Here is a 14,345-nt window from a genome sequence, read left to right on the forward strand (position 1 = left end):
ATAGTTCATAAAATCTATCCTAACCAACCATCGCGGTCCAGACTCCTATATTGGATAGCTTCAGAAATATGATGCTCCTGGATATCTTTGGCTGTTTCTAAATCCGCAATGGTTCTAGACACCTTTAAGATTCTGTCATAAGCTCTAGCTGACAGATTGAGTCTTTCCATAGCCGTTTTCAGCAAATTTTTGGAAGAAGCATTTAACTTGCAAAACGCTCTAATTTGTTGTACTCCCATTTGCGCATTGTAATGAATCCCTTTCATCTCCGAAAATCGCTGACTTTGGATTTCTCTAGCTACGATAACTCTTTTTCTAATCTCTATACTGTGCTCTCCCTTTCTCTCTTCGCTCAATTTATCAAAAGGAACAGGAGTTACTTCTATATGTATATCTATCCGATCCAACAATGGACCAGAAATCTTACTAAGATAACGTTGCATTTCTGCTGGAGAAGAGGTGACCGGAGAATCAGGATCATTAAAATACCCCCCAGGACTTGGATTCATACTAGCGACCAACATAAAACTGGACGGATAAGTAACCGTAAATTTTGCTCTGGATATAGTTACTTCACGATCTTCTAAAGGTTGGCGCATTACCTCCAATACGCTTCTTTTAAACTCAGGGAGTTCGTCGAGAAAAAGAACACCATTATGAGATAACGAAATTTCACCTGGTTGCGGATAAGCCCCACCTCCTACCAGTGCAACGTCAGAAATAGTGTGATGAGGACTCCTAAATGGACGTTGTGCCATTAAGCCAATATTGTCCTTTATACGACCCGCTACACTATGGATTTTGGTAGTTTCTAGCGCTTCCTGCAAGGACATTGGAGGTAAAATACTCGGTAATCGTTTACTCAACATAGTTTTACCACTTCCAGGAGGTCCTACCAAAATAATATTATGCCCTCCCGCTGCAGCGATCTCCATACATCGTTTGATACTTTCCTGACCTTTTACATCTGCAAAATCATATTCAGGATTATCCAGAGCTGCGTAAAACTCATCTCTTGTATCGAGTTGAATTGGCTCCAACTCTCCTTCATCATTAAAAAAGCGAATAACATCCTTTATGTTTTCCACACCATAGACCATTAGATTATCCACTACAGCTGCTTCCTTTGCGTTTTGTTTAGGTAAAATAAAGCCTTTAAAACCTTCTTCTCTCGCCTTTATAGCGATAGGCAAAGCACCTTTAATGGGTTGTAAATTTCCATCCAAAGAAAGCTCACCCATAATCATATAATCAGCAACCCGATCACCTTTGATCTGATCACTTGCTGTCAAAATCCCTATCGCCAAAGTTAAATCGTAAGCGGATCCTTCTTTTCTAAGGTCTGCCGGAGCCATATTGATGGTGATCTTTTTACCCGGAAGTTTAAATCCCGTATTCTGAAGTGCTGCCGCAATACGATAACTGCTTTCCCGAATTGCATTATCCGGTAACCCCACCAAATGATAGCCAATACCTTTATTAATATTTACCTCAACGATAACCGTAGTAGCTTCTACCCCAAAAACGGCGCTTCCAAAAACCTTAATCAGCATATGTACATAGTTTGCTTTTCAGCAAAACTAGTACACGACAGTTTCAAAAAACGGAACTATGAAATTCGCTACCACTATTGAACGGTAAACCGTTCTCTCACTGAAACTGGTATCCCCTGATCAGAATAACCCTCTAAGACAACTTCGAAAGTTCCAGTATTATTGGAAGTAAAGAAATCGATCTTAGTTTCTTCTTCCTGGAGTGCTATTTCTGGATGCCATAAGAGTTGATTCCTAAAATCTGGAATACGAGTGCGACTATCCTGCACGCCATCTTTATAGGCTTGTTGAAAGTACTTTTTCTTTTGTAATGGTTTAAAAAGAGGCACCTTTTGTATATAACTTTTGGACATGGATTGGTAATAATCTCCCTTTTCTGTTTCAATATCTACGATTCCCTGAAAAAGTAATGATCCTAGATAGTGCTTATCCCTTGAAACAGAAATTCTTTTCACTCTTCTAGCATCCAATTCTACTAAATCTGTATGATCCTGGATTAACATCCCATCCATAATTACCAACGGCAAGTGTTCTGGTTCATTATACGGAGGATGCTTATATCGAACTTGAAACACATACTTTTCATCGTTGATTTTCTTTATCCATACATTTTCTACAACTTCAACAAATGTTTCTCTAATCGTTGGAAAACGGGTATAGGCGTCAAGATCATAAACATCTACATCACTACCATAAAATGGAGCGATTTCTTTGGCGGGATATAAGGTATCCGGCTTCACACTAAAATACCTATTTCGGATTTGATTATAAACACTACGTTTTACAATCATATCTTTCATTTCCTTAGTGATTTGAAAACGGTCAAACTTCAAATCTTTGTAGTCCAAAGAAGTAGCGGGTTGCAGTGTAATATCATACTGATTTTCATTCCCCAATACCTGGATGTATCCGTTATCCTCTGCATATTGTTTATCCAAATTGAAACAAAAATTTCCATTTTCATCTGTTGTAGTTACCTTGATATCATAGTCTTGACCAGGAACAGAAAACCCTATTTTCTGATTTTCTACACTGTAATTCGTTTCTTTTGCTGTAATACCTCCGCATATTAGTTCTCCCCTTAACTCTGGAAGAACAATTGCTCCTGAACCATCTTTTAAGGAAACATTATTAGACAACTCCTGATAAGTATCCAATGCTGTATTCTTTTTCGGAATAGCAATGGTGTCTAATTTTCTAACAGAAAGAGAATAACTTCCGTTAGACAGCATTCCGTTCTTTCTTTTTATTAGCAAACTCACCTGCTCCCTTTTATTGAATGCGTCTTTGTTGGTAACCAACTCCAAACCGGTTGTGTTTTTGGGTAAAAGAGATTCTTTATTAGATGTTACCGGCCCAGAAATAGTATCCACCAAAACCGCTTTTTGATCGCCTTGATAAGGATTAACAATCGCTATATCTCCCTGATAGAATACACTTACTCCAAAGTTTTTCATCCATTGCGTATACCCAATCAACTTGTAGTTGCCAGATGGTAAAGAAACCGGAATAAAGAAGTCTCCTTGTCCCTGTCCTTTTTCTAGTTTGATTTTATGCCTAAAAATGACATTCTTCTTTTCATTTACTAATTCGACGTACCCCATCTTACTAAGATCGCTAAGCTTTTTAGATTTGGAATCCAAGCAATACACCTTGTAATACAGATACTCTCCAGTAAAAAGAAAAGCAGTATTATGATGTACAAAAACACGTTCCTCTGGGATAGATTGATACGCATTATCTGAAGATTGACCATATATTGTTTGTTGAACAAACAAAGACGCCATGAAAATTAATAAAACAATAAGTCTAGTCATTTAGTATAAATTTTAATCCACCCAAAAATCTGGACGGACGTTGGTTCCTAAAACATTACAATCTGTACAAATCTGTGTAGTCAAAAAGTATTCACCTGAATTAGGATCAAAAGCAAAAACTCTAAACCCGCCTTCTACTCTACGAATAACCTCTCCTAAATCAGTTTCAGTATTTGAAATACACTCTATTGGAAAATCCGGGCGAAATGCATCCGGAAAAAAATCTTTCAACTCAACAAATATCCTTGCCGATGACACTGATGCTACATCAAAAAAACCTAAAACATTTTCATCAGGATCGTTTACTGAAAGTATATTACCACTAACAAAACCAGGCTGCACCTGAGAAAACAAACTTTCGGAATCCGAAAACTCTTTAAGCGTATTAAAAAATTGATTCGCCTCCGCAGACTGGACAAACTGTCTTACCAAGATGCTGTATCTATTTCTTAGCACGGTATTATCGGGCTCTATAAAATGCACTCTAAAACCGCTCACTCTATTTTCGGCCAATGTACTTGTCGTAGTTAAAATAATATTATTAGAAAACTGTGTGCGATAACAAACACGTTCTTCTCTTGATCTAGCCACCAGTTCGGCTTCCGGAGGATTTGAAGAAATAATATCTAACTCTATCTCTGACCAAAATGGAGGTATGATCTGATACGTCTCTTCAAATTCGTAACGATAAAAATTAGCATTCCCAGTAGGATCAAAACTATCCACAAGAATACCAATACCATCTACCCCCTGATCTGTAACTACACGTTCTGCAAACAAATTATCAATTTGCGAAGTTTGTGGTAAAGTTGCAGAACGGGAAGCATATGATCTCCCATCGGCCGTTGTAATTTGCAATTGATAATTTCGACCAGCTATGGCAGCAAATGTGGAAGAAGAAACATATCTTCCTGGACTTTCCTCAACAAAAGTATAGGAAGTCTGCTGATCATCAGTTACTGTAACCGTTGCATTTTGTTCTGGAACAGGCTCATTACTTTCCAAACGAAAAGTTCTGGACAAGAACACTTCTTGAGCTTTATCCTCGTTGGTAATTGTTGATTCGATCACCAAGATATCTTCAAAATTTTGGGTCCCAAATTCGAACTCTTCTACACAACTACTAATCATAAGACCAAAACTTATGATGATCAAAAACCAAGTTATTTTTCTTTTTAATATCATTATTGTCTACATAAAATTAATCTTCCCAAAAATCGGGACGAACATTTGTACCTAATACATTACAATCTGTGCATATAGGCGTCGCTAAGGAATATACGTTTGTTGTAGCATCAAAAGTAAACAACCTAAATCCTCCTTCGACCAATCTAATTATTTCTCTTATTTCGTTATCTGTTACCCCTCGTTGATTTAATAAAGCACATCTTACTTGAAAATCGGGACGAAACACCCCTGGTAATACATCCTTAAGATCCACAAAAACTCTCGCCGTGGATACCGAAGCAGCTTCAAAAAAACCTAAAACACTCTCATCTGGATTATCCACAGATTGCACATTACCTTCTATAAATCCCGGCTGAATTTGAGTAAACAGACTTTCAGAATCTGAAAAATTACTCAAGGTTTCATAAAACTCATACGCTTCTGCAGATTGCACAAACTGTTTCACTAAAATACTATATCGATTACGAAGCACCGCATCATCGGGAGGTATGAAACGAACCACAAAGTCTTTTACATTACTCTCGGCTAGCGCTCCTGTCGTATTCAGGATAATAGAATTAGAGATATCAGTTCTGTAACAAACCCGTTCTTCTCGTGTACGAGGAGCTATATCTATCACTGGAGGGTCATTTGAGATAATTGCTAATTGTATACAAGAAAAGAAAGGAGGTATAATTTGATACGTTTCTTCGAACTCATAGCGATAGAAATTTGCATTACCTGTTGGATCAAAACTATCTACCAGGATTCCAACTCCAGCCACTCCCTGGTCATTAATAACACGCTCTGCCTTGATATCGTCTATTTGGGTTACTTGCGGTAAAGTAACGAATTGAGATGCATACGATTTATCGTCTTGCGTAGTAATTTGCAATTGGTAGGACCTCCCTGATTCTGCCGTAAAAGTACTCGAAGACAAATACACTCCAGGATTTTCTTCTACAAATGTATATGTTGTTCCTTGATCATCCAAAATAGATACTCTAGCATTTTGTTCTGGTACCGGGCCCTCATTCTCCAAGCGAAAAGTTCTGGAAATAGATACTTTTTGTGATTTTAGTTCGTTTGTGATTGTGGATTCCACCACCAAAATATCTTCAAAATTTTGCGTACCAAACTCAAACTCTTCTACACAGCCATCGCTTACCTGAACTATCGCAGTAAGAATCAATAATCGATATGTGTATTTTCTTGATATCACTTCAAATATGACGCTTTTAATCCTCCCAAAAATTAGGTCTTATATTACTCCCTAAAACCGTGCAATCACTACAACTTTTAAAAACTAGCACAACACCATTCGTTCCTACCTCAACTAATTTCAAACCTCTAAGCTCTACAGCATCCACAATACGTTGAGGATTATCATTATCTATTCTTGTAAGCGTGCAATTTAAAGGAAAAGCAGGGCGGTCTGCTCTAGGAAACAAATCTCTTCTATTGATAAAAATTCTTTTTTCTGAAACGGAGGTTACTTCAAAAAAGCCTAATACTTTATCATCAGGTCTGTTTACTGAAGTTAAATTTCCTGTTACAAAACCAGGCTGAATTTGAGATAATAAACTCTCTAAATCCGAAAAATCTTTTAACAATTCAAAGAATTCGTAAGCCTCCTGGGACTGCACAAATTGCTTTACTAAAATACTATACCTATCCCTGATTTTAAAATCTGAAGTAGGAACAAAATTTACCATAAAGCGTTCTACATTATTTTCATTCAGCCCTGTAGTTTCGGTTAAAATAATTCTATTAGAAAACTCCGATTTATAGCATACTCGCTCTTCTCTTTCTCTTTGCACAACTTCATATACAGGAGGAGTTCTAGAAATCACGTTAATATCCTGATTACTCCAAAAAGGAGCAATAATTTGAAAGGTTTCTTCATACTCATACCGATAAAAATCAGCATTTCCAGACGGGTCAAAACTATCTACAAAAATCCCAATGCCTTCTTCACCATCATCATTAACAATAGGCTCTGCATACAAATCATCAATTTGAGTAGTCTGTGGAAGACGAACTTGTTTGGAGGTGTAGGATGCTCCTCCTTCTGTGGTGATTTGAAGCTGATAGTTTATCCCAGACATTGCTCTAAACGCAACATCAGACACATAGTTTCCTGCTTCTGTTTCTGAAAAGGAATAGACATTTTGCTGATCATCAACAATACTAACTGTGGCACCTGTCTCGGGTTGAGGCCCTTCATTTTCTAAACGGAAGGTACGAGAAAGACCAACTTCTTGAGGTTTTAGCTCGTCTGTGATTCTGGAATCCACCACCAAAATATCTTCAAAATTCTGGGTACCGAATTCAAATTCTTCTACGCAACTATGGCTCACTTGCATAACTACAGTAAGAATTAATAATCGATATGTAAATTGTTTCGATATCACTTTAAAACATAAAACATTAATCCACCCAAAAATCTGGTCTAATATTACTTCCTAAAACATTACAATCGCCACAAAGCTTATTAGTAAAATCATAAACATTGGTGCTAAAGGAACCTCTAACAGCAATTAACTTTAACCCCCTTCTTTCCACAGCATCAATAACTCCTGCTACATCTCTGTCTGATTCTTCAAAAAAAGAACAGGTTCCAGGAAACTCTGGGCGTAATGATTCTGGAAACAAATCCAATCTATTGACAAATATTCTTTTTTCTGAAATTGGAGTGGCTTCAAAAAAACCTAAAACGTTCTCATTAGGATCTTCTACTGACAGAATATTACCCGTTACAAAACCCGGTTGTAATTGAGAAAACAAGCTTTCTAAATCCGAAAAATTACTTAATGTATCAAAAAACTCATGCGCCTCTGGTGTTTGCACAAACTGTCGTACCAGGATACTATACCGATCTCTTAATTTCACGTCTGACGGTGTTAAAAAATGTACCATAAAACGCTCCACTCTATTCTCCGTCAAATCACTTGTAGTATTAAGTATAAACTGATTAGAACGTTCAGCTTTGTAACAAACTCTTTCTTCTCTTTCTCTAGCTACCAACTCTATTTGAGGAGGATTTCTAGAAATCACCTTTATATCCAGATCAAACCAATGTGGTGGAATGGTTTGATAGGTTTCTTCATATTCGTATCGATAAAAGAATGCATTCCCCGTAGGATCAAAACTATCCACAAAAAAACCTATACCTTCTTCTCCATCATCATTAATGATACGTTCTACATACAATTCATCAATCGGCGTAGGTTGTGGTAAAGTAACCGCTCTAGACGTATATGATTTTCCATTTAATGTGGTAATTTGAAGTTGATAATTCACTCCCGACTCTGCAGCAAAAGCTACATTTGAAACATATTGCCCCTCTGTTGTTTCGGAGAATTGAAATACGTTTTGTCGATCATCGGTAACACTAACCGAAGCGCCAATCTCTGGCGCTGGCCCCTCATTCTCCAGTCGAAAAGTCCTAGAAAGAGTAACCTCCTGAAGTTTCACCTCGTTGGTTATCCTTGCGTCTACCACCAAGATATCCTCAAAATTTTGAGTTCCAAAATCAAATTCTTCGACACAGTTATTGCATACCAAGGCAAGCCCGGACAGCAATAGCAATCGATATATTTTGTTAACCATCATATCAAAAAAACATCAGAATTTGAAGTTGTATGTTATCGATGGTACTGGTATCGAAAATATAGAACTTTGCAAAGATTTCACCTCTCCATCTTCCGTTACAAAAAATACTGAAAATGGGTTGTTACGTCCTAACACATTATAAATCGATATGGTCCAGAAACTATGCGCTAACTTTTTCTTCTTATGATTTCCTTCAATATTAAATCCTAAATCCAAACGATAAAAATCTGGAATTCTAAATCTATTACGATCACTAAACACTACGGTTTCCGATCCATTAAAAAAGAAATTTCCTACCGGAAATGTAACCGGCCTTCCTGTTTGATATACAAAATTGGCAGAAAGACTAAATCGTTTGGTAAACTTATAGTTGGCCACCATACTAAAATCATGAGGCTTATCAAAGTTGGAAGGAAAAAATTCTCCGTTATTTACCCGTTCTTCTGGGAATGGGCTATCCAACTTGATAAACGAACGAGAGTACGTATACCCTAACCATCCATTTAATTTTCCTTTGGTTTTTTTCAAGAGAAACTCTACTCCATAGGCCTCGCCCTCTCCTTGTAATACTTCAGCTTCTATAGTTTCATTCAATAAAATCTGTGCTCCTGTTTTAAAATCCAGAATGTTTTCTGACTCTTTATAGAACCCTTCGATACTTAACTCGTATAAATCATCTTCAAAATTCTTGTAGAGTCCTAAAGAATATTGATTTGCCTGTTGTGGTTCTATATTTAGGTCTGAAAGTTTCCAGGTATCAATGGGAGATACGGTTGTATTATTGGATAAACGATGTATGTATTGAAACGTATTATTAAAACTTGCTTTTATCGACAGATCAGGTCTTAATAGATATCTCAAAGACAATCTTGCTTCGGGTCCGGTGTAAGTTTCAATAACTTCATTTTTATCAAACTCCTGTGTTTCTAATAAAGTGGCTTCACTCCTAGGTCTACCATCTTCATATATACGTTGCACCCCCTCTCCCAGTGCGTTAAAGACAGAGAATCGGAATCCCGCATCTACAGAAAACTTTTCAGTAAAATCCAACTTACCAGAAATAAATGCTGCAGATTCTAATGCCCGTTCTTCGGGAATAGCTAATGGGGTCACAATAGACTGTTCATCAAAAGGGTCTATTCTTCCTGGTTCGATGGAATACAACTTGCTAGACACTCCATAATCCAGACTATATTTATCATTGAAAGCATGATTCATTTTGAGTTTGGCTTCTGTTTCCTGTACAGAGAATCCCAAATCGAAGTTGTTATTTGCTCCGCCATCAAACTCAATATTGAACTTATACTCACTATTATAAAGAACCAAACTACCTTTATTATTATCATTAAAGGTATGATCCCATTTCAACGATAATAGTCTATTGTTATAGATATACAATGAATCTGAGGTAATACTAAAATCGTCTCTACTGATATACCCCGTAGCACTAAGCTTATTATTATCATTAAATCGATGTGTATATTTTACATTCGCATCATAGAACGAAGCTTCACTATCTTTTAAAGATTCGTCGTCCAAAGATCTCAATATGTAATTGGCATATGCTCCTCTACCTCCAATTTGTAGCGCTGATTTGTCTTTGATCACAGGGATGTCAAGAACAACATTACCGGTAACAGGCCCTATAGATGCTTCTCCTCCAAATTTTTTGGTATCCCCATCTTTTAATTTAATATCAAAAACCGAAGATAATCGACCACCATACTCAGCAGGAATACTTCCTTTATACACTGTTACATCTTCTATAGAAAAAGGGTTAAGTGCCGAGAAGATTCCAAAAAAGTGTTGTGGGCTATAGATTACTGCATCATCTACCAATATCAGGTTTTGATCAGACTTACCTCCTCTTACGTTAAATCCAGCAGAACCTTCACCAGCAGTAGAAATTCCAGGTAAAGCCGTTGCTACCTTAAATACATCTCGCTCTCCCAACACCAATGGAATGTTCTTAGACTCTTCAACATCTATTTTTTCTGCTCCAGTTATAGTTTCCGTAACATTTTTACTCACTTTTCCTTCAAGAATCACCTCATCCAATTGCTCTAAACTTTCGTCTAGCTCAAAATCCAATTCCCCATCGTTATAAATAATAACTCGTTTTCTTGAGTCTTGTATACCCACAGAACTGGTCTCCAAAATACTTTGCCCTGGGGGTAAATCTATTTGATAGAAACCATTCTTGTCGGTCTGTGTTCCAATACTTGTTCCTGAAACTACTATCGCCAAATTGCCGATAGGTCTACCAGTTCTAAAATTGGTAACATATCCACTTAAAGAATATCGTTCTCTTGTACTATTGATATCTTCTTTACCAATTCTAAATGTCTCTGTTCTGGTTGAAGATTTTTGCTCCACATAAAACGATGGATTGATATTCTTTTTTCTTGTGGTAACCGTATTTTCTACTACTTTTTCTCTACCAAAGAAGTTTTCTGGCAATTCATCGTAAATGACATTGTTTCTAATCAGTACGATCTCATTGTTATCCAGAAGATAATAATTGAGTACAGTATCCTTGAAAATAGCATCCAACACTTCCTGTACAGATACGTTATTATAGTTTCCGGATACTCTTTTATCTCCAAGCCATTCATCTACAAAGTAAAAATGATAATCGCTATTGGCTTCAATCTGTTGGATCACCTCTCCTATACTAGCATCGGTAAAGTTTACCGAAATTGTATTTTGATTTTGTGAGAAGGTTACTTGAAATGAAAGAAGAATTAAAGTATATAGTAACTTTCTCATAAATTAAGAATTATTTGTGTTAGAAATTAGGCTTATCATTTTTTTGAATAATGCCGATCGAAAAGCATCTGGATTTGTTTTAAGAAGTTTTCTTGAAGAAGAATAATAATCATTTACATCTTGCTTGAGTTCAGGAAAAACATCCAAAACATCACTTTTGCTTTTTGCAGGATAGTACTTCTCTTTGTAGTAAATCACATAATTCACTTTACTTACAAAATCGTAATAAGATTGTCCATTTCTTACCCGCTTTTGTCGACCTTTACTATGTTTTTTTAGTAAGGTGATTTTAGGGTCTTGTAATAACACTTCGTAAAAACCGTCTGATCCAATCTGTTTCATACTATCGTTTGCAACTCGAACAAACGGAGTTTTACCAATTTCAAAAGCGTCTACTTTATCTTTTATCAATTGTAAGGCAATATCAGCATATCCTTGTTTTAACTTTACGATAAGTTGGTCTTGATACACGTCATATTGCATGGGTAAGTCATAGTAATTATTTCCATCATAAGTAACATTTCCTTCTAAAAAGTCTTCAACTTCAAAAAATCGATGTTTCTCTCCGATGGTACGATATCTATTAATAAAAATAGTACCGTTGTACAGATCTGTGTTTTGATTTCCAACAGAATTATCAAACCATTTGTAATAAGACTTTTTTTCTGAATCTGTCTGTGCTTGTAAAGTGGTAAGCCCAGGAGTTAACAATGAAAAAAAAAGTAGCCCGACAAGAAAAGAGTAAGTATTATTCACGCACATAAAATTGATTTGGTGTAGTCCAACAAACTTATCATTGCACATCTACTATACGTATCAATACAAGAGAAAAGAAATGTTATGACTATGGTTGTTCCCTGACTATTCGAATTTTAAATATAGTTCAATAAAGTTTTATTAAAACCTCCCCTACATTAAAATAACATAACCTTAACAAGTAAAATTTGTAATCTAGAATTGGCTTTAACGCTTTTATTACCCTTAAGACCCTATAAATTAAAAAGGTTGCCTACAATTTTCTTAAGAAAATCAAAAAAAAGCGCTTTGTCTTTTCGGGATACTAAATACTTTTTGGCAAACACTAGAGTACCACATTCGATAACAAAGGAAGTGCTGTAAGAGATAAGATACAACAAAAGGTAGTACAGATTTATAAATATTAACCTATGTAATCAATCGATATAAAAACGAAATATTACTACCATTAAGTTGCTACACAGGTAGGAAGAATGGAAAAAGAGTAAAAAAGCAAGGATCAAGCTTTGAATTTTATATTACGTATGGATATCAAAACCTTTACCTTGCTTTTGTACAAATTACATAACAAACAATTATACAACTATTTCATGCTGAACCTGAAATAGTTTTTCGTTCAAAAATCTTAATGTTGGTATTTTGTCTTTGGTATCTACCAAAATTGAAATATTGTTATTACTACCTCCATAAGAAACCATACGAACAGGTATATAGTTTAATATTTCGAATAGTTTATACGAATTCTTATCATTGATCACAGATTCTCCAACGATACATATAATACTGTGATTCTGCTCTACCGTTATTTCAGCATAACTCTCAATTTCTTTCACGATCTTATCAAGATTAGTGGTATCATCAATAGTCAAAGAAATTGCAATTTCTGAAGTAGTAATCATATCAATAGAGGTTTTATAATTATCAAAAACCTCAAAGATTCTTCTCAAGTACCCATGAGCCATCAACATTCTGTTGGATTTAATTTTGATGGCGGTGATCCCATCTTTTGCAGATATGGCTTTCAGTCCTTTTCTATATGTTTTGTTAGAAATAATAGTTCCTGGAGCTTCAGGATCAAAAGTATTTTTCAGCAAAACCGGAATATCCTTATTTACTACGGGAGAAACCGTTTGAGGATGCAAAATTTTGGCTCCAAAATAAGCAAGCTCTGCTGCTTCATTATAAGTAAGGTGTGATATTGGATGTGTTTCATCAACATATCTAGGGTCATTGTTATGCAACCCATCAATATCGGTCCAGATCTGAACCTCTGATGCATTTATAGCAGCCCCAATAATCGTAGCCGTATAATCACTCCCTCCTCTTTTCAGATGACTCAAATTACCTTCTTCATTAATACAAACAAATCCCTGTGTGATATAAATGCTGGATTGAAGATTATCTGATAGCACTTTGTTGATCTTCTTACCTACCAAAGCGATATCGGGATTTTCTACGGCACCTACATGCATAAATTGCTTAGCATCCAACAGCACATTCGAAACGCCAATTTGGTTTAAAAAACCCGAAAATATAAAAGTAAGTATCGTCTCCCCGTAAGTGATGATCTGAGAATTTACAATTTCAGAATAATCCTGATTAGCAATTTCGAAAAGCTCCGTGATCATAGAAGATAAACCTTCTTTTAATTCATCTTTAACCTCCTGATTTTTGATCAATTCATCAATCACATCACTGTGTTTGCTCTCTAGACGATGTAAGCTTCTAGTAATAGCTTCGGTATCCTTTAACCTTACACTCTCTACTAGACGCACTAAATGGTCTGTCACCCCTGACATTGCAGAGCACACCACAATTTTTTCATCTTCATCTGAAGTAAGGATGTTTTTGATCTTATGTAAATTTTCAACAGATCCTACAGAAGTTCCTCCAAACTTTAAAATTTTCATCGTCTATTCTTTTTGTAAATTGTTTAACAGTGCATAGTTAGTTAATTCCGCACACAGTGTAAATAATTTAAAAGAAAAAGCATAAATTTGTACATTATGTTAAATATATAACAATGAAGACTATTACAGATTGCGTCCATAATATACTTAGACATCAACCTTTCTTAGAAGATGCGCTTTCGAGAGATATCATCAACTTTAGTTCTCTTGCGGTTGATCTTTTACCACAGGTAGAAAAAATAATGAGAAAACCTGTAAAACCAGGATCTATAGTAATGGCTTTACGCCGTTACCACCCCAGGCGTATCAAACATATCGATAATTTAAGGAATCTTGGAGATATTGTAGTCAGATCTGGAATTACCGAATATACATTTTTGAACTCAAATACCATTTTAACGAGTCAATCTAATCTACTTAATAGTGTGAAAGACGAAACCAAAGCCTATTTTACCTATTCGAGTAATTTTCAGGAGAGCAATATTCTGGTCTCTTCATCTTTGAAAGAGACTGTAGAAAAACATTTTAAAAAAGAAACCTGTATTTCTGTTGCTGACAACTTATCTTCCATGTCTATTGCTCTTCCCGAGGACAACTCGAAGGTGATAGGACTCTATTTCTATATATTTAAACTATTAGCTTATGAAGGTATTCCAGTATTCGAAGTTATATCAACTTCTAATTACTTTACACTTTTTCTGGAAAAAGACTATGTAAACAAAGCCTTCTTGTTGATGAATGAAATTAAAGAGAACTAA

The 14,345-nt window shown here is 35.8% G+C and carries 10 protein-coding genes; 1 reads left to right on the plus strand and 9 read right to left on the minus strand.

All coding sequences use genetic code 11. The features are described 5' to 3' along the window. Window positions 1-14: 14 nt before the first annotated feature. The 9 genes from ACXAGJ_RS11770 to ACXAGJ_RS11810 form a co-directional block, all read right to left on the minus strand. Window positions 15-1,553: a YifB family Mg chelatase-like AAA ATPase gene (locus ACXAGJ_RS11770; RefSeq protein ID WP_474840065.1), complete on the minus strand. Its 1,539-nt coding sequence runs from the start codon at window positions 1,551-1,553 to the stop codon at window positions 15-17. Between the two features lie 74 nt (window positions 1,554-1,627). Beyond that, entirely contained in the window at window positions 1,628-3,370 is a 1,743-nt protein-coding gene (locus ACXAGJ_RS11775; protein ID WP_474840067.1) for a hypothetical protein, read from the minus strand. 12 nt (window positions 3,371-3,382) lie between these two features. Beyond that, a complete protein-coding gene (locus ACXAGJ_RS11780) occupies window positions 3,383-4,525 on the minus strand; it encodes a DUF4249 domain-containing protein (RefSeq protein WP_474840069.1) in 1,143 nt (380 codons plus the stop codon). 46 nt (window positions 4,526-4,571) lie between these two features. Continuing rightward, the gene (locus ACXAGJ_RS11785; RefSeq protein WP_474840071.1) at window positions 4,572-5,759 is read right to left on the minus strand and encodes a DUF4249 domain-containing protein; all 1,188 of its coding nucleotides are present in this window, start codon (window positions 5,757-5,759) and stop codon (window positions 4,572-4,574) included. Between the two features lie 16 nt (window positions 5,760-5,775). After that, complete coding sequence (locus ACXAGJ_RS11790; protein WP_474840073.1) at window positions 5,776-6,903, minus strand: DUF4249 domain-containing protein; 1,128 nt, start codon at window positions 6,901-6,903, stop codon at window positions 5,776-5,778. A gap of 64 nt (window positions 6,904-6,967) precedes the next feature. Beyond that, entirely contained in the window at window positions 6,968-8,152 is a 1,185-nt protein-coding gene (locus ACXAGJ_RS11795; RefSeq protein WP_474840075.1) for a DUF4249 domain-containing protein, read from the minus strand. 12 nt (window positions 8,153-8,164) lie between these two features. Next, complete coding sequence (locus ACXAGJ_RS11800; protein ID WP_474840077.1) at window positions 8,165-10,921, minus strand: carboxypeptidase-like regulatory domain-containing protein; 2,757 nt, start codon at window positions 10,919-10,921, stop codon at window positions 8,165-8,167. A gap of 3 nt (window positions 10,922-10,924) precedes the next feature. Continuing rightward, window positions 10,925-11,683: a hypothetical protein gene (locus tag ACXAGJ_RS11805; RefSeq protein WP_474840079.1), complete on the minus strand. Its 759-nt coding sequence runs from the start codon at window positions 11,681-11,683 to the stop codon at window positions 10,925-10,927. A gap of 569 nt (window positions 11,684-12,252) precedes the next feature. After that, window positions 12,253-13,587, minus strand: coding sequence for an aspartate kinase (locus ACXAGJ_RS11810; RefSeq protein WP_474840081.1), 1,335 nt, complete (start codon window positions 13,585-13,587; stop codon window positions 12,253-12,255). A gap of 113 nt (window positions 13,588-13,700) precedes the next feature. On the opposite strand from ACXAGJ_RS11810, the gene ACXAGJ_RS11815 reads away from it, so the two are divergent. Continuing rightward, window positions 13,701-14,345: a hypothetical protein gene (locus tag ACXAGJ_RS11815; protein WP_073316353.1), complete on the plus strand. Its 645-nt coding sequence runs from the start codon at window positions 13,701-13,703 to the stop codon at window positions 14,343-14,345.

This window comes from Aquimarina sp. AWH4_224 (assembly GCF_056160245.1).

Bases quoted from the DNA above. Each gene is read 5' to 3' on its own strand.
- ACXAGJ_RS11770 (WP_474840065.1), bottom strand. From the start codon at position 1,553: ATGCTGATTAAGGTTTTTGGAAGCGCCGTTTTTGGGGTAGAAGCTACT.
- ACXAGJ_RS11775 (WP_474840067.1), bottom strand. From the start codon at position 3,370: ATGACTAGACTTATTGTTTTATTAATTTTCATGGCGTCTTTGTTTGTT.
- ACXAGJ_RS11790 (WP_474840073.1), bottom strand. From the start codon at position 6,903: ATGCAAGTGAGCCATAGTTGCGTAGAAGAATTTGAATTCGGTACCCAG.
- ACXAGJ_RS11795 (WP_474840075.1), bottom strand. From the start codon at position 8,152: ATGATGGTTAACAAAATATATCGATTGCTATTGCTGTCCGGGCTTGCC.
- ACXAGJ_RS11800 (WP_474840077.1), bottom strand. From the start codon at position 10,921: ATGAGAAAGTTACTATATACTTTAATTCTTCTTTCATTTCAAGTAACC.
- ACXAGJ_RS11805 (WP_474840079.1), bottom strand. From the start codon at position 11,683: ATGTGCGTGAATAATACTTACTCTTTTCTTGTCGGGCTACTTTTTTTT.
- ACXAGJ_RS11810 (WP_474840081.1), bottom strand. From the start codon at position 13,587: ATGAAAATTTTAAAGTTTGGAGGAACTTCTGTAGGATCTGTTGAAAAT.
- ACXAGJ_RS11815 (WP_073316353.1), top strand. From the start codon at position 13,701: ATGAAGACTATTACAGATTGCGTCCATAATATACTTAGACATCAACCT.